Raw genomic sequence first — 23,979 nt, forward strand, 5'->3', positions numbered from 1 at the left:
CATTACTCCATATAAACCAGCGGTTCACCGCTATGCACGGTCTGACCTGAACGGCAGATAATGGCTTTGACAATGCCATCATCGTCAGCATAGACCGGCAGCTCCATTTTCATGGCCTCGATGATGGCCACCGTGTCGCCTTTTTTCACAATCTGCCCGGCTTCTACAAAAATCTTCCAGATATTGCCGGTCATAGAGGCGTTGAGAGGGACATACTGGCTGTAATCGGTATCATCCTGCAGCACTTCTATTTCTACAGGTGCATCAAAATCGTCTTTCCAGCGTTCCACCTCCGCACTAAAAGCAGCTTGCTGCTGTGCTTTAAAAGCAGCAATACTGTCCTGTTCTGCAGCAAGGAAATCCTGATATGCTGCAAAGTCAAACTTACATTCCTCAATTTTAATTTCTGCCCGACCATGGGCGAAATCAGCACGGAACTGATCCAGTTCGGCCTCAGTGACCTCATAATATTTAATCTGGTCAAAAAAGCGTAAGAACCATTGCTGATCGCCAAACTGCTTGTTCTTTTTAAACTTATTCCAGATCGGTACGGTACGGCCAATCAACTGATAGCCACCCGGTGAGTCCATGCCATAAATACACATATACATGCCACCAATCCCGACTGTACCTTCAGCGGTAAAAGTACGGGCCGGATTATATTTGGAACTCAGTAAACGGTGGCGCGGATCAATGGGCACTGCACAAGGTGCAGTCAGATATACATCACCTAGCCCTAAAATCAGATAATTGGCATCAAAAATAATGTCTTTAACTTGCTGACGAGTGTTTAGACCATTAATTCGCTGAATAAAATCGACATTATTCGGTAGCCATGGGGCCTTGGCACAGACACTTTCCTGATAACGCTCAACCGCACCCAGAGTCGCTGAGTCCTCAAAGGCCATGGGTAAATGGATAATTCTTGAAGGTATTTTAATGTCACGTAAATCACCCATCTGTTCTTCAAGACCAAGCAGGAAGTGAATCAGTTGCTGCTGGCTCAAACGCAGACCATCATATTTAATCTGCAAGGATCGCACACCAGGTGATAATTCCAAGATACCGTCAAGATCAGCTTCACGGATCAGTTGCATCAAGCGGTGTACGCGCAGGCGTAGGGCCAAATCCAGTACGTTATCACCGTATTCCAGCAAGATATAACTGTCACCTGCCTGACGATATACAGCTTTTGGTGCATCTGGCGTAGCTTCACGCAATGCCAGGATACTTTCTGCCTGAACTGTAACGATTTCAGCCTCGCTGGTTATCTCTGCCTTGGCAAAGTTTTGGAGGGTTTGAATTTGCTGCCGCTCCAGCGCATTGGCCTGCTTTACCGAGATTGGATAGAAGCTAATCGTGTCATCGGCTTTCAGTTGACCAATTTTCCAGAGTTCAGCTTTGGCAATGGTCACCGGACAGACAAAGCCACCCAGGCTCGGACCATCTTTGGCAAGAATTACGGGGAAATCACCGGTAAAGTTAATCGCACCAATGGCATATTCACAGTCATGTACATTGGATGGATGCAGACCCGCTTCACCGCCATTTTCACGCGCCCAGCTTGGCGTCGGTCCGGTTAAACGGATACCCAATCGGTTCGAGTTAAAATGCACTTTCCAGCTTGATGCAAAAAACTCCTCAATATATTCAGCTTTAAAGAAATCAGGAGCGCCATGCGGACCATAGAGCACACCAATTTTCCATTCCTTGCCATAACTTGGAATCAGATCTGTTGCCAAAACTTCAGGTTCTGCAATCGCTAAAGGTAGACCATCGGCGGGCAGCTCAGGATTCACCATCTTAATCATGTCACCAGCCCGTAACACTCGGCCTGCATGTCCACCAAAATTACCTAAAGCAAAGGTAGAACGGCTACCCAGATATTCCGGCACATTCAGACCATTTCGTACAGCCAGGTAGGTCCGGCATCCAGATTCAACCTGTCCAATTTTTAGGGTTTGGCCTGCTTTTACCTGAACAGGCTGCCAGAAATTTACTGCTTCATCATCCAGACTTACCGGACAAGGTGCGCCAGTTAAAGCAATGATATTTTCTGCATGAAATTTGAGGATTGGACCTTGCAGGGTAAATTCAAACCCGGCGGCGGCCTCGACATTCCCAACAATTTTATTGGCCAGCCGGAAAGCATAATCATCCATTGGGCCTGAAGGCGGTACACCAATATCCCAATACCCGACACGACCCGGATAATCCTGAATGGAACTTTGTGTACCCGGCTGAATCACCTCAATCACATTCGGCACATATTTGAAATCATCCAGCATGCGTGTCCAGATTTGCATTTGCTCAAAACGCGGATCTGAAATAACAGTATGCACATAATCCAGATTGGTACTAATACCATTCAGGCGAGTTTCAGCTAAAGCTGATTTAAGCGTATGAATGGCAGTATCACGATCTTCAGCATGCACAATAATCTTGGCAATCATCGGGTCAAAGTATTGGGAAATTTCAGTTCCGGTACTCACCCAGGTATCAACCCGGACATTTTCCGGAAAAAAGACATCGGTCAAAATCCCTGGACTCGGCTGGAAATTCTTAACTGGATCTTCGGCATAGATGCGTACTTCAATCGCTGCACCTTGAGGCTGAATACTGCTTAGATGCTTCCAATCCAGAGTATCACCTGCTGCAACTTTCAACATGCATTCAATCAGGTCTAAACCGGTCACCATTTCAGTCACCGGATGCTCCACCTGCAAACGGGTATTCACTTCAAGGAAATAAAACTCGTCACGTGCTGCATCGTAAATAAACTCAACCGTACCGGCACTGCGATATTCCACCGATTTGCCCAGTTCAACTGCCGCCTGATACAATTTTTGACGGGTTGCTTCAGGTAACTGTGCCGCTGGTGTTTCTTCCACAACCTTCTGATTACGGCGCTGCAGTGAACAGTCGCGTTCGCCCAAAGCCACTACCTGTCCCTGTCCATCTCCAAAAATCTGAACTTCGACATGACGGGCCCGATCGATAAAGCACTCTAAAAATACTCCGGCATCTTTAAAGAACTGTTCGCCCAGACGTTTTACACTTTCATAGGCCTCCTGAAGTGCTTCTGCATTATCACAACGGGTCAAGCCAATTCCGCCACCGCCTGCTGTGCTTTTAAGCATAACCGGATAGCCAATTTTTTCAGCTTCAGTTAAGGCTTCATCCAGACTATTTAGCAGACCTGTACCGGGAGTCATGGGTACATTGACAGCTGCGGCAAGTTCACGCGCCCTGTGTTTTAAGCCGAATTCCAGAATCTGCTCCGGTGTTGGCCCCATGAAAGCAATATTATTTGCTTCGCAGGCACGGGCAAAGTCAGCACTTTCTGACAGAAACCCATAACCCGGGAAAATTGCTTCGGCTCCGGTATTTTTGGCTGCAGCAATCAATTTTTCGATACTCAAATAGGTATCGCCAGGTTTGGTCCCTTCTAAGGACACTGCAATATCTGCATCAATCACATGCTGTGCATAACGATCTGTTTCTGAATAAACGGCGACACTGGTTACACCCATTTTTTTTAATGTGCGAATGGCGCGAACAGCAATTTCGCCGCGGTTTGCAATCAATACAGTCTTAAACATATGAATCCTCTGTTATTTTATCTATTTTCTGAATCTGCCGAATTGATCTATTTTTTTTGATTAAGCTGCTGCATATAAGCCTACCGCCGTCACTGATCTCTGGCAGCCTCTGATACATACAGTCCGAAATACAGTTTTTTGAATACATCAATTTTTGTTTGAATAAGATATGCAGCAGTCCTAACCGAAATCCAGGCAGGTTCATTCCCCTCAAGTCGGGCAATGAATTGAGCCAAGTTATTCAGTGGAAGCATTTTTTGCTGATCGGCATCGCGGCATGCTGGGACTGTCCAGCCGATCATTTTCTGATGAAGCATTCTGTATCCAATCTTGTATCCAAGTTTGAATACAGTTATGCAGAACTTATGCCAGTTTAATTTTTACTTTATTTTCAATGTCTTAATAAAATTTAAGATGTATAAATTAGGGAGAATTTCATTGGATGGTTGTTTTTGGTTCAGCCTGTTTTCAATTCAGTGCAAAAATTATTCTGGAACTCATATTGTATAATCTGCATCATTTCAGCTTTTGCAATGCTCATATAAAAGCCCATCTTTCGATGAGCTTCTAAGTAAACTATTCTATTTGTAGCTTAGTACAGTCATAAAAATTGAGTGTATTAAATACCTGAATTGAAAGGTTTGAATCAGCGTGTATTCGTCATTACGGTATTCACTATTTCACCGGGATCATTAAGTGCTGATAAGGCGTCCCAGACCACATGACATAAGGCACAGCGGTATCCGGTTGCGTATGTTTAGGATACATATCATAGAAACGAGCTTCAGCACCGACGATCATGACATGGGGACCCGTTTTGACCCAATGATTGCCCGCAGTAGGCTTCTTGGCATAGGGATCGACATTACTGGCATCCGTACCACCTGCCAGCATATACATGAAGCCTACTTTTCCAACTGTGGGCTGTTTATTCCCCATCCAGGCTTCTGCCCATTCTAGAGCGGCCTGATCCATACACATTGGGTCTGGACCTGGAGTGGTCAGATTATCAGGCATACAGGTAAAACCATTATTGCCCTTGCGCAAGGTACGTATTTTGCCATCTGCACCGACAGCAACAATCGTGGCTGCAGCAGCTACTTTTTTAGGTGCGGCAGTCATGGCACTCGCGATGGCTTTTTTATCGGCGGCAGAGGAAGCTGCGCCTGAGCTGACTTTGCCCGACATGGGCGGTTCAACGGCTAAAGCGGCTGGTGCAGACAGCGCGACCCATCCCGCCATAAGCAGTAATTAAGGAAAATTCATGGCACATTCTCCTTGAATCATCATGAAGAAATTGGATTTAGGTTCAGATCAAGTTGGATTAATCTGTAATTTTTGTAACGTATCCTTATAGAGTTGAGGGATAATTTGAGTTGATCAAAAGAAAGGAGAAGATTTAACTATTGCAGTGAAATTGCGCTACACAGCGATATCAACTGCAATGAAAGAAAATATCTTTGGTGCTTAACCACGAAATGCTGCTTCGATCACGGAGATGTCAATTTTCTTCATGGTCATCATCGCATTAAATGCGCGCTTGGCCGCAGCACGGTCAGGACTGTTACAGGCGTTGATGAGGACCATTGGCGTAATCTGCCAGGAAATACCCCACTTGTCTTTACACCATCCACACTCGCTTTCCTGACCGCCATTGCCAACAATGGCATTCCAGTATCGGTCTGTTTCTTCTTGGTCTTCAGTCGCCACCTGAAATGAAAATGCTTCATTGTGTTGAAAGTCAGGGCCACCATTCAGTCCAATGCAGGCAACGCCCATCACCGTAAATTCGACGGTGATAACATCGCCTTCTTTTCCGGAGGGATAATCTCCGGGTGCAAGATTGATCGCGCCAACTGAGGAGTCTGGAAAGGTTTCTGCATAAAATCGTGCTGCACCTTCGGCATCGTCATCATACCAAAGGCAGATGGTGTTCTTCGCAATATTCATCATGTTCAATCTCCATTGATTTAGGTCTTACGCGCTCTGCCTAAGCACAATGTGTCTTATATATCGGTCGAGAATATTCATATGACCCCTTGTCTATCTTTCACCAAAAAACAGAATAAACCTACTTTAGAATTGTATTTTTATTGATCGAAAGCTGTTTCAAAGTGCTTAAATTGATGCGTTTCCAGAGTTTGTCACTGAACGATGGATTGCTTGGAAAATCGTGAATCAAAGAAAATGAATTGACCGTTTCGAGATATTAAAAAAATTAGTGATATAAATACTTTTTTAGTTTTTTAACTTTGAGACTGCTGGCAAAATTAGCCGAAATTTAAATAAGCAGATATGGAATAATATAAAATTGCAGCTCATAATTATTTTTTACTTTTCCAGAATTCCCACTTAGACTAGAGCACAATTTTGTTGCATATGCTTTTTGCCCTATGACCATTCAGGAATTAAGAAGATACCTTCGTAAAACACGTCGTCATCTCTCTAAATTTGAGCAAAGGCAGTCCGCACAAAAAGTTCTAAACCGCCTGATCCGCAGTCCAGAATTTATTCACGCCCAACATATTGGCCTGTATTTGCATGCTTTTGGGGAGATTCAGACCCAGGCGATTATTGAACGCTGCTTTAAACTGGGCAAACAGGTGTATCTCCCAGCGATTTGCGACATGAATCAACAGCTGGTCTGGATCCGGATCACCCAGCATCAATATCATAACAAGCGCTTTGCCCATCATCGGCTGGGTATGCGAGAGCCCATGAGCACCCGTGGTGTGCATGTTTCCAACCTGGATTTATTGCTCATGCCGCTATTGGCCTGTGATACTTCAGGTACACGGATTGGGATGGGTGGCGGTTTTTATGATCGTACCTTGGCTTCGGCGCCTGGGCGTCCGTTCCGTCTGGGGCTGGCGCATGACTTTCAACTGCTGAAACAGCCGTTAAAGCGTGAACCATGGGATCAGCCCCTTAATGCTTTAATCACCCCGACAATTTTTATAAAGTTCAAACGTTAATTTTGCAATTTTACCCTTGCTAACTACTTTAAAATCACATAATTAGTCATTTTTCATACAATTTAATCTTAACTGCCCTTGTATTTTTAAAATTACCCATCACTATTAAAAGCATGGCAACACCGTTGTCACTCATTAGGAGTGCTCATGTCTGAAATTATTATGAATCAAGAAACCTTAGAGCCTCAGGTTCCAAGTGTACTACCCCTTTTGGCGTTGCGTGATGTGGTGGTTTATCCGCATATGCAAATTGCGCTGTTTGTCGGTCGTGAAAAATCGATCAATGCAGTTGATGTGGCTCGTAACAGTGACAATCTAGTATTTGTAGTTGCGCAAAAAGATTCGCTTACAGAAGAAATTGATCACGACAATTTATATCAATACGGTACTGTCGCGAAGATTGTGCAAGTTGTGAATCACGAAAATGATGAAAACTGTATTAAAGTCCTGATCGAAGGCCTACACCGTGCCAAGCTGAAAACCATCATTGACGAAACTGAGTATCTGACAGCAGAGCATGAACTCAGCCCAATGACGGTGAGCGTCGATGCAGACACCCAAGCTGTGCGCTTGCAGGAATTACGTGCGCTTTTCGCTCAATATGCAGAAGCGAAACTTCGTAATGCGCGTGAACTGATCACCGCAGCCAACAAAATTGAAGATCTATTACAGTTATTGTTCTTCGTCGCAACCCGTGTTCCATTGAATATTGATGTCAAACAGAAATTCCTGGAACATGACGAATTCGAAGCGCATTTGACTGAGCTGATGACTTATCTATTGCAACAGTCTGAAGAACAACAGATTGAGCAAACCCTGCATGACTCTGTTAAACGTCAGATGGAAAAGAACCAGCGCGAATATTTCCTGAATGAAAAAATGAAAGTCATTCAGCGCGAGCTTTCTGATATGAATGGCGGTGCGGAAGACGATGTCGCTGAAATTGAAAAACGTCTGGCTGAAGCAGATTTGCCTGAGCATGTACGTAAAAAAGCAGAAGCTGAATTCCGTAAATTAAAAGCGATGCAGCCTGCTTCAAGTGAAGCTGCTGTGGTACGTAACTATCTGGAAGTCATTCTGGATACACCATGGAATAAAGCCAGCAAAGTCAGCATTAACCTGAGCAAAGCACAGGAAATTCTGGATGCAGACCATTATGGTCTGGACGATGTCAAAGATCGCATTGTGGAATATCTGGCAGTTCAGTCACGCGTGAAAAAATTGCGTGGCCCGATTCTGTGTCTGGTTGGTCCTCCAGGTGTGGGTAAAACTTCACTCGGTGAATCAATTGCCAAAGCAACTGGTCGTGAGTTCGTGCGTATGGCACTGGGCGGCGTGCGTGATGAAGCGGAAATTCGCGGTCACCGTCGTACCTATATCGGTGCGATGCCAGGTAAAATTGTGCAGTCATTGACTAAAGTGGGTGTAAAAAACCCGTTGTTCCTGCTCGATGAAATCGACAAGATGGCGCAAGACTACCGTGGCGATCCGGCTTCTGCGATGCTTGAGGTACTTGATCCATCACAAAACAACAAGTTCAGCGATCACTATCTGGATTTGGATCTGGACCTGTCTGAAGTGATGTTTATCTGTACCGCGAACAGCATGAACATTCCTGAGGCCCTGCTCGACCGTATGGAAGTGATTCGTCTCCCGGGTTATACCGAAGAAGAGAAAGTCAATATTGCGGATCGTTACCTTGTTCCTAAAGCAATCAAGAACAATGGTCTACGTGCCAAAGAATTGACCGTGCATGAAGAAGCGATTCGTGACATCGTGCGCCGCTATACCCGTGAAGCCGGTGTACGTAACCTTGAACGTGAAGTGTCAAAAATTGCACGTAAAGTGGTAAAAGAAGCGGTTAGCAAGAAAGCTAAAAATCTTCAGGTTGAAGTGACCGCAGCGAATCTTCCAGAATACTTAGGTCCACATAAATTTGACTATGGTATGGCGGAAGAAGAAGCGCAAATCGGCCGTGTAAATGGTCTGGCTTGGACTTCTGTTGGTGGTGAATTACTGACCATTGAAGTTGCAGCAGTTCCAGGTAAAGGTAAGTTCATTACCACCGGTTCTCTGGGCGATGTCATGAAAGAATCGATTACCGCTGCGATGACTGTAGTGCGTACCCGTGCGGATGAACTCGGCATCGAAGCCTCGCGCTTTGAAGAAACCGACGTGCATGTGCATTTACCTGAAGGCGCAACACCGAAAGATGGTCCATCGGCAGGTTTGGCTTTGACTACAGCATTGGTATCTGCTTTCACGGGTATCCCGATTCGTCCGGATATCGCGATGACAGGTGAAACCAGTCTGGGCGGTCGTGCGCTGCGTATCGGTGGCTTGAAAGAGAAACTTTTGGCAGCCCATCGTGGTGGCATCAAGCTGGTATTCATTCCACAGGAAAACGTACGTGACCTGGCGGAAATTCCAGAAAATGTCAAAGAAGGTCTAGAAATTAAAGCCGTAAAATCGATTGATGAGATTTTACCGCTGGCACTGACCTCTTTGCCAAAAGCCTTGGTTAAAGCACCAATTGTGAAAACCAAAGAAGAAGCGAAAGCAGCGCGTCATTAAGACTTGATGTTTCGTATAAAAAACCCTGCTTCGGCAGGGTTTTTTATTGAGTTATTGAATAAAACAACTGAATTATGGCTGTAGTGCCATCGTAACCAATCCCTCAATCACATGAGTCATCTTGTTCAGATCAAGCTTGTCGAGGGTATCCAATTCGGTATTGTAATAAGGATTACGATAACTCGCAGTATCGGTAATCAGCATGGTCGAATAGTTGAATTTGGCATAATTCAGATAGCCCGAGAAATTCATATCCTGAGCAAAACTTGGGCTGACAAAGCGTTGACATTCCAGACGGTTAAAACGCTGCATGGCATCACAATAATCTCCAGTCAGGCCAGTTGAGGCTAAATGCCCAATGGCTGCAATGAAATTGCCATGTCGTGGATAAATCCATTTTAATCCCACCGGATAGCTCTGCACCTGATGTTCATCAAAATAACCAATCGAATCCAGAATCACCACGCCCTCAATTTTCTGCTTCTGCTTTTTTAAAGACTTGGCATGCATATAACTGCCCATATGTTCTGTCTTGAAAAAAGGCGGCTCTTCAAGCGTATAGAAAGCAAATTCGACATCATGTTTGAGCTTGGATTTTTGCAGGGCCAGTAATCTTGCAGTTTCCAGTAAACCCGCTACCCCTGAGGCATTATTATCAGCACCGTTTCGGGCACTAAAGACATCATAATGTGCCCCCATCACCATCTTGGTTTTGGCTTGAGTATCCAAGCTACAGATGACATTTCGGTAACTCAGGTTATTGACCACATAAACCTGAAACTGGCATGGAATACCAAAGCGCTGCATCTGCCCTTTGATCCAGACAGATACCCGATTCAGCTCTTTTAAATTTTTATAATTTCGGTATTCATCGACACTCATGATCTGGCTAAAAAATAATTCCAGATGAGAGACCTGAGCATTTTTGCTCGAATTGGCTGCACAGAGACCAGGCCCCATGAGGCCTATCAGTAACAGCAGCACAGTACAACATCCTTTTATCATGACACTGTTCCGCATTTATTATTATTCCATTCCTTTATCAAGCGGATACTTGAACTAAGGACATTAAAGCAACACTAAATCTCTCATTTCAATTTCAATTTGTTTCCCTGCTCAACTTCATGTTGTTTGATCGTTATAATGAGGTATCCAATTATTGATCTGTCTGTATGAAAATCCGTATCCTGACCATTGGTCAAAAAATGCCAGCGTGGGTGCTGACTGGTTTTGAAGATTATTTCAAACGTATTCAGCCTTTTGTACAGACCCAGATTATTGAACTGCCGATGGCCAAGCGCGGGAAAAATGATTCTGAAGCGGATATTCTGAAATACCGCAATATTGAGGGCGACAGCATTTTAAATGCGCTCAAGCAGAATGAAACCCTGATTGCACTAGAAGTGGGCGGACGCGAATTCAGTACCGAGAAACTGGCTGAAACCATGAAAGGCTGGATGCTGGAAGGCAATGATGTAGCACTTGCAATTGGTGGACCGGATGGTCACTCAGAAGCCGTGCGTAAAGCTGCTGCATGGCACTGGTCACTTTCCAAGTTAACTCTGCCGCATCCTCTGGTACGTGTGATGCTGATCGAGCAGCTTTATCGTGCCATGAGCATCAATAACAACCATCCTTATCACCGAGCAGGCTAATGATTTTGCTGAAGCGTTCTTTATATGCAACGTTTTGTTGAATAATCTCTTCTGCTCTTATTTCTATTTTTCATGCATTATTGAGGCATCTTCCAGATGTGGTTTGACTTATGAACTTACAAACGTTGCCCGGCTTATTTATTTCTCATGGCTCTCCTATGCTGGCGCTGAATCCTGAGCAAGTGGGTCCTGCCTTGCATCGTTTGAGCGAAAATCTGCCACGCCCGGAAGCGATTATTGTGATGTCTGCGCATTGGGAAAGTGATGCGTTGGAAGTCAGTAGCGCAATTCGCCCAGAAACTTGGCATGATTTTCGTGGTTTCCCGCCTGAACTTTATCAATTACGCTACCCTGCACCGGGAAATCCTGAATTGGCCGAGAAAGTCTTAGGCTTGCTGGCCAATGCCGGCTTTTCTGCACATGCCAACAGTACTCGTCCGCGTGATCATGGTGTATGGATGCCGCTGCTACATATGTATCCAGATGCCAACATTCCCGTGGTAGAAATTTCCTTACCCATGTCGATGAGTGCGGATGAGATTTATCAGATTGGTCAAAGTCTCGCACCTTTACGTGAACAGCAAATCCTGCTGATTGGTTCGGGCAGTATTACCCATAATTTACGTGAACTGTCTTGGGATGGATCGGCTGCTGATGTACCCGAATGGGCCTCAGGCTTCCGTAATTTTGTGGTGCATAAACTGACGCACAATGATTATGATGCTGTACTGGACTGGTCCAATATTCCGCATATGGCACGGAATCATCCAACGCTGGAACATTTTGCTCCGATTTTCTTTGCGATGGGCACAGGTCAGCGTTTTAGTCTGGTACATAGCAGTTTCACCATGGGTTCACTCGGTATGGATATTTACCGCTTCGATTAATCTTGCTTCAGCGCTAAAATCTTAATGATGGATACATTTTGCAACTCAAAGCTGCGAAATGTATCCATATTTTTTTGCAATACATCCATTATTATTGTTTGAACTTTATATACTTCATTATAAGTCCATGAAATTAAAATTTATTGTGCTGGCATTATTGCCTTTAACTTTTGCAGGCTGTCAGTCCAGTGATATTCAACGAGCTGGAGATCTTGCGGTGGCCACCATCCAGCAAAAAAATGCAGATCAGATTCTTCCAGCCTATTACTGGGAACTGAATCGTGGACTAGAACGACCCGTTGTACTGAGTTTCAACGCTCAAGGCCGGCTGAGCGCCGTGACGGGCTGTAATGGACTCGGGACGACCTGGTCAGTCAAAAACAATATCATCACCACCAGCGAAGTTATAGGCACTGAAATGGCCTGTGATGCAGCATTGATGGAGCAGGAACGTTTTGTCAGCCAACTTTTACAGAAGCGTGACATTCCTTTTACGCTCAATACCACAGATCCTGACAAGCCGACCCTAACGTTGATAGCCGCAAATGGTCAAACCTATGAATTTATCGGGAAAATGACTCCGGAAACCAAATACCAAGGACAGGCTGAAACAATTTTTCTGGAAATTTCCCCCGATACCAAACAATGTACCGGCGTAACCCAACAAAGCTGCTTGCAAGTCAAAGAAGTGAAATATGATCAGAATGGCCTGAAAACTCAGGTCGATAAGGACTGGACTTTATTCTATGATCAGATTGAAGGTTTTCGGCATTCACCAAATGAACGGCAGATTATTCGGGTCAAACGTTTTGAAATTAAGCATCCGGCAGCTGATCAATCGAAATATGCCTATATTTTTGATATGGCGGTTGAGCGTGAATTAGTTAAGGGTGCTCTTTAAGGCTAAAAATACCAGATATAAAAAAACCGGGGCAACAGCCCCGGTTTTTTCAGCTTAGACTAAGTCAGACTTAGAATACGCCTTGAGCAAGCATCGCATCAGCAACTTTTACGAAGCCAGCAATGTTTGCACCGTCTACATAGTTCACAGTACCGTCTTCCTTAGTACCGAATTTTACGCAATTGCGGTGAATTTCTTTCATGATTGCGTGTAAGCGCTCATCAACTTCTTCGAAAGTCCAGCCTAAACGCAATGCGTTTTGAGACATTTCCAGACCAGAAGTTGCCACACCACCTGCATTTGATGCTTTACCTGGCGCATAAAGAATTTTCGCTTCAACGAATTTCTCAACCGCTTCAAGTGTAGAAGGCATGTTCGCGCCTTCAGCTACACAGATTACACCGTTTGCAAGAAGCTTAGCAGCGTCGTCTGCATCCAGTTCGTTTTGAGTCGCACATGGCAATGCGATATCACACTTGATACCCCAAGGACGTTGTCCTTCAAGATATTCGAAACCATGTTTAGATGCGAATTCTGAAATACGGCCACGTTTTACATTTTTAAGTTCCATGACTTCAGCAAGAAGCGCCTCAGTGAAACCGTCTTTAACGTGAACTGTACCGGCAGAGTCAGAAAGTGAAACCACTTTCGCACCGAGGTACATTGCTTTTTCAGCAGCATATTGAGCAACGTTACCAGAACCTGAAATCGCAACGACTTTATCTTTGAAGCTTTCGCCACGAGACTTAAGCATTTCCTCAGCGAAATACACAGTACCGTAACCCGTTGCTTCCGGACGTGCCAATGAACCACCGAAAGTTAAACCTTTACCAGTGAATACACATGCCGTGTCGTTACTTAATTTTTTCATCATGCCGGCCATGTAGCCCACTTCACGACCGCCTACACCAATATCACCTGCAGGGATATCTGTGTTCGCACCAAGGTGACGATACAGCTCGATCATTAAAGCCTGGCAGAAACGCATGATTTCGCCTTCTGATTTGCCTTTAGGGTCAAAATCAGAACCGCCTTTACCGCCACCCATAGGAAGTGTGGTTAAAGCATTTTTAAATGTTTGCTCAAAGCCTAAGAATTTTAGGATTGAAAGATTCACTGAAGGGTGGAAACGCATACCACCTTTAAATGGACCGATCGCTGAGTTGTACTGTACGCGGAACGCACGGTTTACTTGAGTCTGACCTTGGTCATCTACCCAAGAAACTCGGAACTGGATCGCACGTTCTGGCTCAACTAGACGTTCTAGTAAACCATGTGCTGCGTATTGTGGGTTCTTTTCAATGAACGGCCACAAACTGGTCATCACTTCTTCTACAGCTTGAAGAAATTCTGGTTGATGTGCATCACGTGATTTTACGTAATCTAGGAACTCATTAAGTGTGTTGTATTTCAACGCTTAATCCTCAGCAGAAAATGGATCAAAATTGGTCAAATTTACAATCAATGTTAAATTTTGGCGCAAAATATTAAATATCTTTTGTAACTAATCTACAATACTTTTTTTGAAAATACTTTAAAATTAATTTGATAACAAATATTTATATTGATTATGAAAATTTTTTCTATGTCAGGAAATGCCAATCGAATCAAGGCTTACATTCAGATTTATGCCTAATAATAAGGCACAAGTTGACCCTTAATTGCGCACGACTTAGGAGTTTAAAAATATGTTAAAATTGATGAATCGACATATTTTGTTTCACTTACTCTCTCATGCTTGCCATGAGTAACGCTGGTTATACATGAATTCGCCCATTTCTCTGGTCCAATCGATTGACGCTTTACTCCCCCAAACCCAATGTGGACTCTGCGGTCACCGTGACGGATGTTTACCTTATGCCCAGTCGATTACTGAGGGGGAAAATGCCAATAAATGTGTGCCGGGCGGACAGCCTGTTGCCGATGCTTTGGCTGAATTATTAAATCGTCCTAAACTTGTGCCTGAAGAAAGTGTCTGGCCAGTTCAAGCCGATGGTCGTCCTCAGCGCATCAAAGCCGTAATTCGTGAAGATGAATGTATCGGCTGTACCAAATGCATTAGCGCCTGCCCGGTCGATGCGATTATTGGTTCCGGTAAACTGATGCATACAGTGCTCACTGACCTGTGTACCGGCTGTGAGCTTTGTATCCCGCCTTGTCCGGTAGACTGCATCGATCTGGTTGAAGATCAACAACCCTTGCCGACTGAAGCTCAGCGTCTTGCGGAACAGGATGATCTGCGTCAGCGTTACTATGCGCACATCCAGCGTGAAGAAAAACGGCGTACCGATCGTAAGGGACCTGTGGTCCGTGCAGAAATCGATACTGCCCTGTTTGCCCGTTTCTCTGCTTTAAATGAGCAACTTCCCGTGATTGAAGTCGCGAGCAAGCCAGAGAATGCACCTGTAGCCCTCGATTCCAAGACCACGATTGAACTGGCAAAACTACGTACCCAAATTAAAAAACTGGAAAAACAACTTTCGGTTCGTGAAGATGCCCGAAAACGTACCCAACTGGAAGAACTGACACAGCAATTACAAGCTTTACAGGCTTTACAGGGATAGAACATGACAACAGCAAAGGCCAAGCCTGTTAAAAACATGACCAAAAAGCAGATTCAGACCTTTTTTGAACGTCTGCGTGAACAGCGACCCAATCCAAAAACCGAGCTGAATTATGCGAATCCCTTTGAATTGCTGGTCGCGGTCACGCTCTCTGCTCAAGCTACCGATGTCAGTGTCAATAAAGCCACAGACAAACTCTTTCCCGTCGCCAATACACCGGAAGCCATTTATGCCCTAGGTGTGGATGGCTTGAAGGAATATATCAAGACCATTGGTTTATATAACTCGAAAGCGGTCAACGTGATTAAAGCCTGTGAGATGCTGATTCAGAAGCACAACAGCATCGTACCGGACAATCGTGCAGACTTAGAAGCCCTGCCGGGTGTAGGTCGTAAAACGGCGAATGTGGTACTGAATACGGCCTTTGGTCAGCCGACCATGGCGGTTGATACCCATATTTTCCGGGTAGGTAACCGTACCGGACTAGCGGTTGGCAAAAATGTGTTGGAAGTTGAACACCGTCTGGTCAAAGTCATTCCCAAGGAATTTATCATTGATTCACATCACTGGCTGATTTTACACGGTCGTTATACGTGTATTGCGCGCAAACCGAAATGTCATGAATGTGTAGTATCCGATGTGTGTAACTGGCCGGATCGGTTTGAATTTGGTGCAGCCCGCCAAATTGCAGTGAAAAATATTGAGCTTGCTGAATAGAACGGCGTGATCAAGCTGGGATAAAAATAGGTGACCAATGTGTCACCTTTTTATCGACTATGAGAAGAGTGCTTTTCGTTCAAACCAAATTCTTAGCTGAGCTGAACTATTATGGATTATTTATCCTGATCTTGTTCAGCCTTTTCCTGCTGCTTGCGCTGTTCAAGTTCGGCTTGTAATTTTGGATGGAGCTGGCGCTCAGGTCGCTTTGCTGCATTTTCAGCACGTTCTTCCTGACGTACTTTGTTGAGCATTTTAAAACTGAAATAGAACAGACCTACCAATACTGCCAGAAAGACTACCATCAACACCAATACGCCAAATTTCATAGCAACAAGTACCCTGTTCAAATACGCAATAAAAAAGAGCCCTAATATGACTTAGGGCTCTCCGATTGTCAAAATCATCGTCAGCCGATTATTTTGCCTGATCCAGAATCGCGAAAAGATCAGTTTGAACTTCATCGATTGGACGTAAACCGTTTAGCTTGTCATAAGTTGGTGCATTTTCACCAGACGCTGCACGGCCTTGGTAGAAACCAACCAGTTGCTCGGTTTCAGTGTGGTAAGAACCTAGACGCTTGCGAATTGTTGCTTCCAGATCATCAGGACGCTGAACCAGATCTTCACCCGTTTCGTCATCCTTACCTTCCACTTTTGGCGGATTGTAAACGATGTGATACACACGGCCAGATGCCGGGTGCTGACGACGGCCAGAAAGACGTTGTACGATCTCTTCATCCGGTACATCAATTTCAATCACGTGATCAATAGTGATGCCTTCATTTTCCAAAGCTTCTGCTTGAGGAATGGTACGCGGGAAACCATCAAAAATGCAGCCGTTTACACAGTCAGGTTGCGCAATGCGCTCTTTCACCAGACCAATGATCAACTCATCAGAAACCAAACCGCCATTGTCCATGACACTTTTAGCTTGTAGACCTAATTCAGTTCCTTCACGAATTGCAGCACGGAGCATATCACCGGTTGAAATTTGTGGGATATTGTAGCGCTTACAGATCAACTGAGCTTGTGTACCTTTACCTGCTCCAGGTGGTCCGAGTAAGATAATGCGCATATATAAACATCCTCATTTAAACAATATGTATGACGCCACGACCACAATCACCCGATTGTGTCCCCCGACATCTCATTATAAGAAAGCCACAAACAAATGGATTAAACCCGCGACAAAACCGGTTACCCCACCCAATAAAATCAGAATCCATTCATCTTCCTGAAATGCAGGACGTAAAAGATTCTGAAACTCCTTCGGAGTCAACTCACGTATGCGGTCTCTAAACATTTGATAGATTTTCTGTGCACGGCTCGCATTAAATGCTGGGTCGCATACAGGTACCATCGTAATTTCAATCGAGCGATCGATCAAGTCCGTCTTGAGTTTTGCATACTCTTTTGGTCCTAAAGACAGCTGTAAAGAGGTCCGAACCAGGGGTGTTTCCATAATTTCATTAATATGACGTTTGATAATGCGGCGGGTTTTGTCTTTTCTGCCGCCATACATCATCTCGGTCATGATCGATTTTAACGTAATCAGGTCTTCTGTGACTACACTTGCGAAGACGTCAGAGACTTCATCCTGACGTTTCATAAATGCGCCTTGTATGTTATAGGTGCCAATACGCGGAATGACCGGTTTAATCCACGGAAATTTGCGGTTTGTGGTACGGGCAAAGAATTGCGGGTACTTTACCGGGTGTGGATAGAGCGGGTTGAATACCATCCAGATCGCGATCCAGTTGGTCAAAAAGCCCCAGATGGCCGCCCAGAACGGTACGGTCCAGTGCCACGGCACCACAAACCAGACAATCATTTGGAAGATACCAAAGAACATCCCGATGAGGGCACTGATATGCCAGATAAAGTTGATCTCTTTTTGACCCACTTTCAGGAACATCCGCACCATTAACCGGCGGTCACCTTCCATCTGGCTGACCACCATTTCACGCATATCCACAAGTGACTCGACGTTCATGGTCAGCTCAGTCACTAATTCACGCAAAATTGCCGGCATTTGTTTTTGTGCTTGTGCATAAATTCTGCGCTTAATAGCAAAAGGTAGGTTTTCCCAGAGCACCGCATTGCGATCCATCATCACTTCATCGATCAGGTGTTCCAGTTCGAAACCGACCTGCTCGCCAATGATGCGTGCCATATCATCCGGATCCATCGCCTGTAAAAATTCGCGGATAGAGCCTAATTTTGACAGTGTGTTATCGGTAATAATGCCTGAAATACGTCCAGCTTTGCGTGGCACAATCCCTTGCCAGCCCACAGGTAAAGGCCCGAGATGGAAACCCCAAAAATTGATCGGATAAAAGACCATTTTCAGCGCCATCCAGACGTGAGCCCAGGTTACAAATGCAGTCACTGGAATAATGCTGAGCACGGCCCAAAAATCCGGGCGGTTTACAAAGGTTTGCCACAACTCGTTGACGTACTCAAGCATGCATAACTTCCATATTTAATTTTTTGTTCACAGAATACACATATTAATAAGGTCGAATATTTTGTCTATAAACCGATACTTAAAGTATAGGAAAATTGTAGCCGGGGTTCTGTTTCAGCCACAGCACGACCATTTCGGTCTTCGAGTTTCTCTCCGGCACCGATCCCGATACTAAAACTGCTGATCCGTTCTGAACTAAGCAAAACATAGGCCAAATCAACGCCAGCACCTAAACGGCCTTCATACTCGCCATCAACCTGTTTGCTGTCGATATGACCGGCATAAACCCCGACATAATAACCATTTTTGTCTTTGCCGGTGAGGTGTGCTGGATAACGAAAGCCTGCCTGGCCGCCAATCGTACGATCATCATCCAGAAAAACACCACCTTTCACATAAGCAATCCCATAAGGGTTCACCCATTCGGTATTTAAATGCAGTAATTTCTGGGTAAAACCAACACCCACATTAAAGGCTTTTGCCTGAGCAGGCTCTATTTTGGTTGCAGTATTATTAATCTGATCATGTGCATAAGCCCCGTTCGCCCACAATGCAAACGCTAACAAAGGGTAAACCTTGTTCATTCCTTCACCATCTTCCTTAATTATAGTTTTTGGTATAGTCCTATTTTTATTAGATTTTACTCTAGCAGAATTATCACAACTCTTATATACAGCACTTTACAATTTTAATGTCTGCAAAGTCAAAGCTTAAAGGAACTGATTGCAAGGGCAGTTTTTCATTATCAAATCAAGTGCAGTTGCGTTAGAATACTCCACTTTGATTCTTTTCTACCACTCTCAGGTCTTAAGTCGATCGCGTATGAAGCAGCACTTTCCTTTAAAAAATGCACAACAAGAAAAGCGCATCTATCGCAGTCGAGTCTTGATTTCCATGGGTATTGTCATTTTCTTTATGCTGCTGCTGGTCAGCCGCTATGCCTATTTGCAACTGTTCAACTTTGAAAGCTTTACTACAGCTTCTGATGAAAACCGGATTCGTCTGCAACCTTTGCCGCCAGCGCGTGGTTATATTTATGACCGTAACGGCGTGTTGCTGGCCGATAATTACCCGGTATTTACTGCCACTTTAAGTCGTGCTGACGTACAGGATATCGATCAAACGCTCGAACGCCTGAAACCGATTCTGGAATTGACCGAAGAAGATCTTGAACGCTTTCAAACCCGGATTAAAACAGCACGTAAAACCGAACGGGTTTCAATCAAGCTCAACCTGAATGAAAATGATATTGCCCGTTTCAGTGAAGTGAAATATCAATTTCCGGGCGTGAATATTGAAACCCAGATGACCCGCTACTATCCGCATGGTGACCTGTTCGCACATGTGATTGGTTATGTCGGTCGGATTAATGACAAAGAACTGAAATCAATTGATAAGGATCTCTATGCTGGAACCAACCTGATCGGAAAAATCGGTGTGGAAAAATCCTATGAAGAACTTTTACATGGTGTGCCGGGAAATGAATCGGTAGAAGCAGATGCCTTTGGTAATGTGCTGCGTCATTTGGGCCGTAAAGATCCGGTACGTGGTAATGATCTGTTCCTGTCACTGGATTACGGCTTGCAGGTAGTCGCTTCGGAGCAACTGGCCGGGCGTCGTGGCGCGATTGTGGCGATGAATCCCAAAACCGGGGAAATTCTGGCGCTGGTCTCCAGTCCAAGTTTTAACCCTAACCTGTTTGTGACCGGGATCAGCACCAAAGATTATTCGTTCCTGCGTGATAACCTTGATCAACCTTTATATAACCGTGCCGTGCAAGGGGTTTATCCGCCTGGCTCTACTATTAAACCAATGTTTGCACTCGGTGGTCTGCATCATGGTTTGGTGGACTGGGATACCACTATTTCTGATCCAGGCTATTTCAGTCTGCCGGGAGACAGTCACCGTTTCCGTGACCATAAAAAATCCGGGCATGGTGCAGTGAATATGCATAAGGCGCAGGTCGTCTCCTGTGATACCTATTTCTATGTCATGTCCTACCGGATGGGCATTGAAAAAATGAATACCTGGATGCGTCAGTTTGGCTTTGGCGAAAAAACCGGGGTGGATTTACCAAGTGAAAGCTCAGGACTGTATCCAAACCCGGAATGGAAAATGCGTACCCGCAAGGCCAAATGGTCACGTGGTGAAACCATTTCTGTCAGTATTGGTCAGGGTGCTTTTACTTCAACGCCATTACAGCTGGCTATGGCCACAGCCATTACTGCCAATCATGGCAATAAAGTCATTCCCCATGTTTTGCGTGAAAGTCGCGGTGCCAAACCGTTCAAGATGCATAATGGCACCCATGGCAAGATCGATTTTAATGGTCAGGAAGAAGACTGGATCAAGATGCGTGATGCAATGGTGGACGTAATTCAATCCGGTACAGGCCGAGGCATTAAAAGCGGCTTACAATATTCTATTGCCGGAAAAACCGGTACGGCACAGGTGAAAAGTATTGCTCAAGGCAAGCGTTATAATGAATCCTTATTGACCGATCGTCAGCTGGATCATGGTTTGTTTGTCGGTTTTGCACCTGCTGAAAATCCTGAAATTGCGATTGCAGTCATTTTGGAAAATGGTCGCGGTGGTAGTGCCGCAACGGCTCTGGCCCGTCCAATTTTTGATTACTGGTTACTGCATAAAGATAAAAATCCGGTACGCCCACAAGGCCATCAATTAAGTGGGGGTCTGATGACGGCCGGAATCAAGCCAGCTGAATTGCCAAGTGGTGCAGGGATGTTAAGTCAAGATGCAGCATCTAGTGCCGTTCCCGCCAGTGGCCAGCCCGAAATGACTGCTCCGGCTTCTGCAAATACGACTGCATCTCCCGCAGCAACACCTGCTCCTACACCAGTAGAGCGAGACTAAAGATGAAAAACCAACTTCGAATTATTGGTGGTGACTGGAAACGCCGCCAACTGCCTTTTGCCAGCATTGAGGGTTTGCGCCCGACGCCTGACCGTGTTCGGGAAACACTGTTTAATTGGCTGATGTGGGATGTACAAAATGCCCAGGTGTTGGATATTTGTGCCGGTTCTGGGGCATTGGCGTTTGAGGCATTATCGCGTGGTGCTGCATCAGTGGTGATGATTGAGCCGGATCGTACTCAGGCACAATTTCTGACCCAAAATCTGGAACTTTTAAAAGTCACCAAAGCACGTGCACAATTAAAAGTGGCTACGGCGCAGCAAGCTTTGTCTACCCTTCAGGCACAGTTTGATCTGGTTTTTCTAGATCCGCCATATAGCCTGGATTTATGGGAAGAACTCGCGCTAAAGGCAGATCCTCTGATCAAGGACAATGCCTATATTTATGTAGAAGCAGATCGTGATTTACAATTGCTTAAATTGCCATCCTCATGGCGTTTAATTAAAAATACCAAAGCCGGTACAGTTCGTGCGGGGCTTTATCAAAAAAGTATTTCTTGATTTAAATTGTTTTGAAGAGACATTAAAAAAGGATTCCTCAATGGAATCCTTTTTGTCATTGTAGTCAGTCAAATTTAAAGACTGTGATTAACGATCACGGCGCCAGTCGCGGTTATCTCGGTCACGTTTCCAATCCCGATGATCTTTATGATCCTTATTTTTCCAGTCATGATCTCTGTGGTCTCGATCATAATGTCCATTACGATCTCTGTTGCCACGATAATCATCATCCCAAGGATCAACCACACAACCGGTTAATGACACAGCCAATACAGAAAGTAATATCACTTTTTTCATCATGTCCATCACCTCTTACTGTACTCTGTCAGTATCAGGCGAGTTCATGGAGAGTGAACGGAGCCATTGTTGCACTCTTGTAGAGATTTATGCATGTTTTATGCATGGCCGTAAACCTCTTTTTTCTTAATTAGCATTCATGCTTTTATGAGAATTTGAACTTTCATTTGCATAAATCCAGCTAAATGGAAGCTTGGCTTTTGTTTGAATCTTGAGAATACTGCCGCCTTTGCTTCTGACCTGATCTGTATGACTTGGCTATTATTTATTCTTGGGGCAATGGTGGCTGGTTTTGTACAGGGACTGACCGGCTTTGCCTTTGCTCTGATCGCCATGTCTTTCTGGGTTTGGGTACTGCCTCCGCAACTGGCCGCGCCCTTGCTGGTATTTGCCTCGATCTGGAGTCATGTGATTTCCCTCAGTCAGGAACAAAAACAGCCGGTTTTATCCAGACAGTTGGTGCTGCCTTATCTGATTGCTGGTTTGATTGGCGTGTCGCTTGGTACTTATCTGTTACAGATTATTCAAGCAGATACCTTGAGAATGATCTTGGGATTTCTTTTGGTACTGTAGTGTCCGCTCATGCTGCTCAATCCGCAATTCAAAACAATTCAGTATTCAGGAAAATTGGCTGATAGCTGCATCGGTTTTATTGGCGGAATTTTAGGAGGACTGGGCGGTTTTTGCGGTGCCATTCCTTCGGCCTGGGTGATGTTAAAACAATTACCCAAAACCCAGCAGCGCTATATTTTGCGGCATTTTAATTTTGCAATTCAGCTTTTCACGCTGGGTACTTATGTATGGCAAGGCCTGATCAATCAAAGCCATTTACCCTATATGGCCTTGCTGATTGTTTTTGTGAGTATTCCGGCAATTTTAGGCGCAAAACTATTTTATAAAATTTCGGAATTACTGTTCAAACGCATGATCTTAAGTTTACTCTTTAGTGCAGGCTGTTTTCTATTAGCGTCCCAATTCATTTAAACACAAGATCAAGCCGAGTCTGTCTTCCCCGCTAAAGCTTGAATCCGTTGAAATAACTGCTATGTTAAGGCCAATCTTTGTAAATATAGATCATCATTATGCAGATTCGTGATCAGATTGTTCTTGTTACCGGTGGTGCACGTGGTTTGGGTTTAGCCATTACTCAGGCTTTACTGGCTGAGGGCGCGCGCGTGGTCGTCAATTATCATAGCAGTCAGCAGCAAGCTGAACAGCTGGCCCAGCAACATCCAGACCAAGTCTTTATTTATCAGGCAGATGTGACCCAAGTTGATCAGGTCCGCGCTTTATTTGCCGCGGCTAAAACCCATTTCGGTGAAGCAATTCATGCTGTAGTCAATAATGCACTGATTCAATTTGAATTTAATGGCGATGCACGCCCTAAAGTAGAAACGCTGACTTGGGAAATATTGCAACGGCAATTTAGCGGTGCAGTACAGGCTGCCTTAAATACCACACAAGCCGCTCTGGATGATATGAAACAAGCAGGGTTCGGCCGGATCGTGAATATTGGTACAAATCTCGTGCAAAATCCAGTGGTTCCTTATCATGACTATACCGCCGCCAAAGCAGCATTATTGGCCTTTACCCGCACCACGGCGCAGGATTTGGGGCAATATGGCATTAATGTGAATATGCTCTCTGGAGGTCTGTTACAAACGACAGATGCCAGTAAGGCCACACCTGACTTTGTCTTTGACCTGATTGCTCAATCGACGCCTTTACGCCGCGTAATTACACCAGAAGAATTTGCTGCTGCAATCCTGATGTTTTTGTCACCTTATTCACGTGCTGTCACAGGACAAAACCTGATTGTAGATGGTGGCTTGGTCAAAGGTTAAATGTTTAGAGAATGGACTTGAATTTTCAAATTCTGTTGTTCTATTTTTTAACCATTTGGT

The 23,979-nt window shown here is 44.7% G+C and carries 22 protein-coding genes and 1 pseudogene; 12 read left to right on the plus strand and 11 right to left on the minus strand.

All coding sequences use genetic code 11. The annotated features are described in order from the left end of the window. Positions 1-2 precede the first annotated feature (2 nt). The 3 genes from uca to AC1IR0_RS01405 form a co-directional block, all read right to left on the minus strand. On the minus strand, positions 3-3,602 hold the full coding sequence (gene uca, locus AC1IR0_RS01395) for an urea carboxylase (RefSeq protein ID WP_479741122.1): 3,600 nt from the start codon (positions 3,600-3,602) through the stop codon (positions 3-5). A gap of 89 nt (positions 3,603-3,691) precedes the next feature. Then, on the minus strand, positions 3,692-3,919 hold the full coding sequence (locus AC1IR0_RS01400; protein ID WP_129716794.1) for a hypothetical protein: 228 nt from the start codon (positions 3,917-3,919) through the stop codon (positions 3,692-3,694). 358 nt (positions 3,920-4,277) lie between these two features. After that, a complete protein-coding gene (locus AC1IR0_RS01405) occupies positions 4,278-4,724 on the minus strand; it encodes a hypothetical protein (RefSeq protein ID WP_479741123.1) in 447 nt (148 codons plus the stop codon). On the opposite strand from AC1IR0_RS01405, the gene AC1IR0_RS01410 reads away from it, so the two are divergent. Beyond that, on the plus strand, positions 4,723-4,857 hold the full coding sequence (locus tag AC1IR0_RS01410) for a hypothetical protein (protein ID WP_479741124.1): 135 nt from the start codon (positions 4,723-4,725) through the stop codon (positions 4,855-4,857). The two genes, AC1IR0_RS01405 and AC1IR0_RS01410, sit on opposite strands and share 2 nt — an antisense overlap. A 212-nt stretch (positions 4,858-5,069) precedes the next feature. Here AC1IR0_RS01410 and AC1IR0_RS01415 read toward each other — a convergent pair whose 3' ends face one another. After that, on the minus strand, positions 5,070-5,552 hold the full coding sequence (locus AC1IR0_RS01415; protein WP_195726074.1) for a VOC family protein: 483 nt from the start codon (positions 5,550-5,552) through the stop codon (positions 5,070-5,072). 443 nt (positions 5,553-5,995) lie between these two features. Here AC1IR0_RS01415 and AC1IR0_RS01420 point away from each other — a divergent pair, with 443 nt between their 5' ends. Together AC1IR0_RS01420 and lon are read left to right on the plus strand one after the other, a co-directional pair. Next, positions 5,996-6,577 (plus strand): 5-formyltetrahydrofolate cyclo-ligase, encoded by a 582-nt coding sequence (locus AC1IR0_RS01420; protein WP_479741125.1) that lies wholly within the window; start codon positions 5,996-5,998, stop codon positions 6,575-6,577. Positions 6,578-6,724: 147 nt separating this feature from the next. After that, entirely contained in the window at positions 6,725-9,151 is a 2,427-nt protein-coding gene (lon, locus tag AC1IR0_RS01425) for an endopeptidase La (RefSeq protein WP_184412537.1), read from the plus strand. A gap of 72 nt (positions 9,152-9,223) precedes the next feature. Here lon and AC1IR0_RS01430 read toward each other — a convergent pair whose 3' ends face one another. Beyond that, a complete protein-coding gene (locus AC1IR0_RS01430; protein WP_409653326.1) occupies positions 9,224-10,156 on the minus strand; it encodes a M28 family peptidase in 933 nt (310 codons plus the stop codon). Positions 10,157-10,323: 167 nt separating this feature from the next. On the opposite strand from AC1IR0_RS01430, the gene rlmH reads away from it, so the two are divergent. The 3 genes from rlmH (at position 10,324) to AC1IR0_RS01445 (ending at position 12,594) form a co-directional block, all read left to right on the plus strand. Then, positions 10,324-10,806, plus strand: a complete 483-nt coding sequence (rlmH, locus tag AC1IR0_RS01435) for a 23S rRNA (pseudouridine(1915)-N(3))-methyltransferase RlmH (protein WP_004646335.1) — start codon at positions 10,324-10,326, stop codon at positions 10,804-10,806. 110 nt (positions 10,807-10,916) lie between these two features. Continuing rightward, the gene (locus AC1IR0_RS01440; RefSeq protein ID WP_004646334.1) at positions 10,917-11,693 is read left to right on the plus strand and encodes a DODA-type extradiol aromatic ring-opening family dioxygenase; all 777 of its coding nucleotides are present in this window, start codon (positions 10,917-10,919) and stop codon (positions 11,691-11,693) included. A 127-nt stretch (positions 11,694-11,820) separates the two neighbouring features. Beyond that, positions 11,821-12,594, plus strand: coding sequence for a DUF4377 domain-containing protein (locus AC1IR0_RS01445; protein ID WP_409653329.1), 774 nt, complete (start codon positions 11,821-11,823; stop codon positions 12,592-12,594). Positions 12,595-12,664: 70 nt separating this feature from the next. Here AC1IR0_RS01445 and gdhA read toward each other — a convergent pair whose 3' ends face one another. After that, a complete protein-coding gene (gdhA, locus tag AC1IR0_RS01450; RefSeq protein WP_005262305.1) occupies positions 12,665-14,008 on the minus strand; it encodes an NADP-specific glutamate dehydrogenase in 1,344 nt (447 codons plus the stop codon). A 349-nt stretch (positions 14,009-14,357) separates the two neighbouring features. On the opposite strand from gdhA, the gene AC1IR0_RS01455 reads away from it, so the two are divergent. Together AC1IR0_RS01455 and nth are read left to right on the plus strand one after the other, a co-directional pair. After that, positions 14,358-15,158, plus strand: a complete 801-nt coding sequence (locus tag AC1IR0_RS01455) for an RnfABCDGE type electron transport complex subunit B (RefSeq protein ID WP_409653331.1) — start codon at positions 14,358-14,360, stop codon at positions 15,156-15,158. Between the two features lie 3 nt (positions 15,159-15,161). Then, a complete protein-coding gene (nth, locus tag AC1IR0_RS01460; protein WP_253112817.1) occupies positions 15,162-15,875 on the plus strand; it encodes an endonuclease III in 714 nt (237 codons plus the stop codon). A gap of 116 nt (positions 15,876-15,991) precedes the next feature. Here the strand turns inward: nth and AC1IR0_RS01465 are convergent, their stop codons facing one another. The 4 genes from AC1IR0_RS01465 to AC1IR0_RS01480 all read right to left on the minus strand — a co-directional run bounded on the left by AC1IR0_RS01465 (position 15,992) and on the right by AC1IR0_RS01480 (position 18,928). After that, entirely contained in the window at positions 15,992-16,204 is a 213-nt protein-coding gene (locus AC1IR0_RS01465) for a hypothetical protein (protein WP_004279489.1), read from the minus strand. Between the two features lie 88 nt (positions 16,205-16,292). Then, positions 16,293-16,952: an adenylate kinase gene (adk, locus tag AC1IR0_RS01470; RefSeq protein ID WP_253147639.1), complete on the minus strand. Its 660-nt coding sequence runs from the start codon at positions 16,950-16,952 to the stop codon at positions 16,293-16,295. Positions 16,953-17,027: 75 nt separating this feature from the next. Then, on the minus strand, positions 17,028-18,344 hold the full coding sequence (locus AC1IR0_RS01475; RefSeq protein ID WP_004279487.1) for a DUF445 domain-containing protein: 1,317 nt from the start codon (positions 18,342-18,344) through the stop codon (positions 17,028-17,030). A gap of 65 nt (positions 18,345-18,409) precedes the next feature. After that, on the minus strand, positions 18,410-18,928 hold the full coding sequence (locus tag AC1IR0_RS01480; protein WP_004279486.1) for a hypothetical protein: 519 nt from the start codon (positions 18,926-18,928) through the stop codon (positions 18,410-18,412). A 238-nt stretch (positions 18,929-19,166) separates the two neighbouring features. Between AC1IR0_RS01480 and mrdA the strand changes: the two genes are divergently transcribed. Both mrdA and rsmD read left to right on the plus strand, forming a co-directional pair. After that, positions 19,167-21,218 carry a penicillin-binding protein 2 gene (mrdA, locus tag AC1IR0_RS01485; protein WP_409653335.1) on the plus strand — a complete coding sequence of 684 codons (2,052 nt, stop codon included), beginning with the start codon at positions 19,167-19,169 and terminating at the stop codon, positions 21,216-21,218. A 2-nt stretch (positions 21,219-21,220) separates the two neighbouring features. Beyond that, positions 21,221-21,778, plus strand: coding sequence for a 16S rRNA (guanine(966)-N(2))-methyltransferase RsmD (rsmD, locus tag AC1IR0_RS01490; protein ID WP_004279484.1), 558 nt, complete (start codon positions 21,221-21,223; stop codon positions 21,776-21,778). 87 nt (positions 21,779-21,865) lie between these two features. Here the strand turns inward: rsmD and AC1IR0_RS01495 are convergent, their stop codons facing one another. Further along, the gene (locus AC1IR0_RS01495; RefSeq protein ID WP_005104632.1) at positions 21,866-22,078 is read right to left on the minus strand and encodes a hypothetical protein; all 213 of its coding nucleotides are present in this window, start codon (positions 22,076-22,078) and stop codon (positions 21,866-21,868) included. A 246-nt stretch (positions 22,079-22,324) separates the two neighbouring features. On the opposite strand from AC1IR0_RS01495, the pseudogene AC1IR0_RS01500 reads away from it, so the two are divergent. After that, a pseudogene (locus tag AC1IR0_RS01500) lies at positions 22,325-23,059 on the plus strand (sulfite exporter TauE/SafE family protein). Between the two features lie 98 nt (positions 23,060-23,157). Then, positions 23,158-23,919, plus strand: coding sequence for a 3-oxoacyl-ACP reductase (locus tag AC1IR0_RS01505; protein ID WP_479741126.1), 762 nt, complete (start codon positions 23,158-23,160; stop codon positions 23,917-23,919). Positions 23,920-23,979: the final 60 nt, after the last annotated feature.

It is taken from the genome of Acinetobacter sp. 129952 (assembly GCF_056642055.1).

Coding starts and splice junctions, on each gene's coding strand:
- uca (WP_479741122.1), bottom strand. CDS start 3,602: ATGTTTAAGACTGTATTGATTGCAAACCGCGGCGAAATTGCTGTTCGC.
- mrdA (WP_409653335.1), top strand. CDS start 19,167: ATGAAGCAGCACTTTCCTTTAAAAAATGCACAACAAGAAAAGCGCATC.
- AC1IR0_RS01405 (WP_479741123.1), bottom strand. CDS start 4,724: ATGACTGCCGCACCTAAAAAAGTAGCTGCTGCAGCCACGATTGTTGCT.
- AC1IR0_RS01495 (WP_005104632.1), bottom strand. CDS start 22,078: ATGATGAAAAAAGTGATATTACTTTCTGTATTGGCTGTGTCATTAACC.
- AC1IR0_RS01465 (WP_004279489.1), bottom strand. CDS start 16,204: ATGAAATTTGGCGTATTGGTGTTGATGGTAGTCTTTCTGGCAGTATTG.
- AC1IR0_RS01420 (WP_479741125.1), top strand. CDS start 5,996: ATGACCATTCAGGAATTAAGAAGATACCTTCGTAAAACACGTCGTCAT.
- lon (WP_184412537.1), top strand. CDS start 6,725: ATGTCTGAAATTATTATGAATCAAGAAACCTTAGAGCCTCAGGTTCCA.
- adk (WP_253147639.1), bottom strand. CDS start 16,952: ATGCGCATTATCTTACTCGGACCACCTGGAGCAGGTAAAGGTACACAA.
- rlmH (WP_004646335.1), top strand. CDS start 10,324: ATGAAAATCCGTATCCTGACCATTGGTCAAAAAATGCCAGCGTGGGTG.
- AC1IR0_RS01480 (WP_004279486.1), bottom strand. CDS start 18,928: ATGAACAAGGTTTACCCTTTGTTAGCGTTTGCATTGTGGGCGAACGGG.
- AC1IR0_RS01440 (WP_004646334.1), top strand. CDS start 10,917: ATGAACTTACAAACGTTGCCCGGCTTATTTATTTCTCATGGCTCTCCT.
- AC1IR0_RS01445 (WP_409653329.1), top strand. CDS start 11,821: ATGAAATTAAAATTTATTGTGCTGGCATTATTGCCTTTAACTTTTGCA.
- AC1IR0_RS01410 (WP_479741124.1), top strand. CDS start 4,723: ATGGCACTCGCGATGGCTTTTTTATCGGCGGCAGAGGAAGCTGCGCCT.
- AC1IR0_RS01505 (WP_479741126.1), top strand. CDS start 23,158: ATGCAGATTCGTGATCAGATTGTTCTTGTTACCGGTGGTGCACGTGGT.
- AC1IR0_RS01400 (WP_129716794.1), bottom strand. CDS start 3,919: ATGCTTCATCAGAAAATGATCGGCTGGACAGTCCCAGCATGCCGCGAT.
- rsmD (WP_004279484.1), top strand. CDS start 21,221: ATGAAAAACCAACTTCGAATTATTGGTGGTGACTGGAAACGCCGCCAA.
- nth (WP_253112817.1), top strand. CDS start 15,162: ATGACAACAGCAAAGGCCAAGCCTGTTAAAAACATGACCAAAAAGCAG.
- AC1IR0_RS01455 (WP_409653331.1), top strand. CDS start 14,358: ATGAATTCGCCCATTTCTCTGGTCCAATCGATTGACGCTTTACTCCCC.
- AC1IR0_RS01430 (WP_409653326.1), bottom strand. CDS start 10,156: ATGATAAAAGGATGTTGTACTGTGCTGCTGTTACTGATAGGCCTCATG.
- AC1IR0_RS01415 (WP_195726074.1), bottom strand. CDS start 5,552: ATGAATATTGCGAAGAACACCATCTGCCTTTGGTATGATGACGATGCC.
- AC1IR0_RS01475 (WP_004279487.1), bottom strand. CDS start 18,344: ATGCTTGAGTACGTCAACGAGTTGTGGCAAACCTTTGTAAACCGCCCG.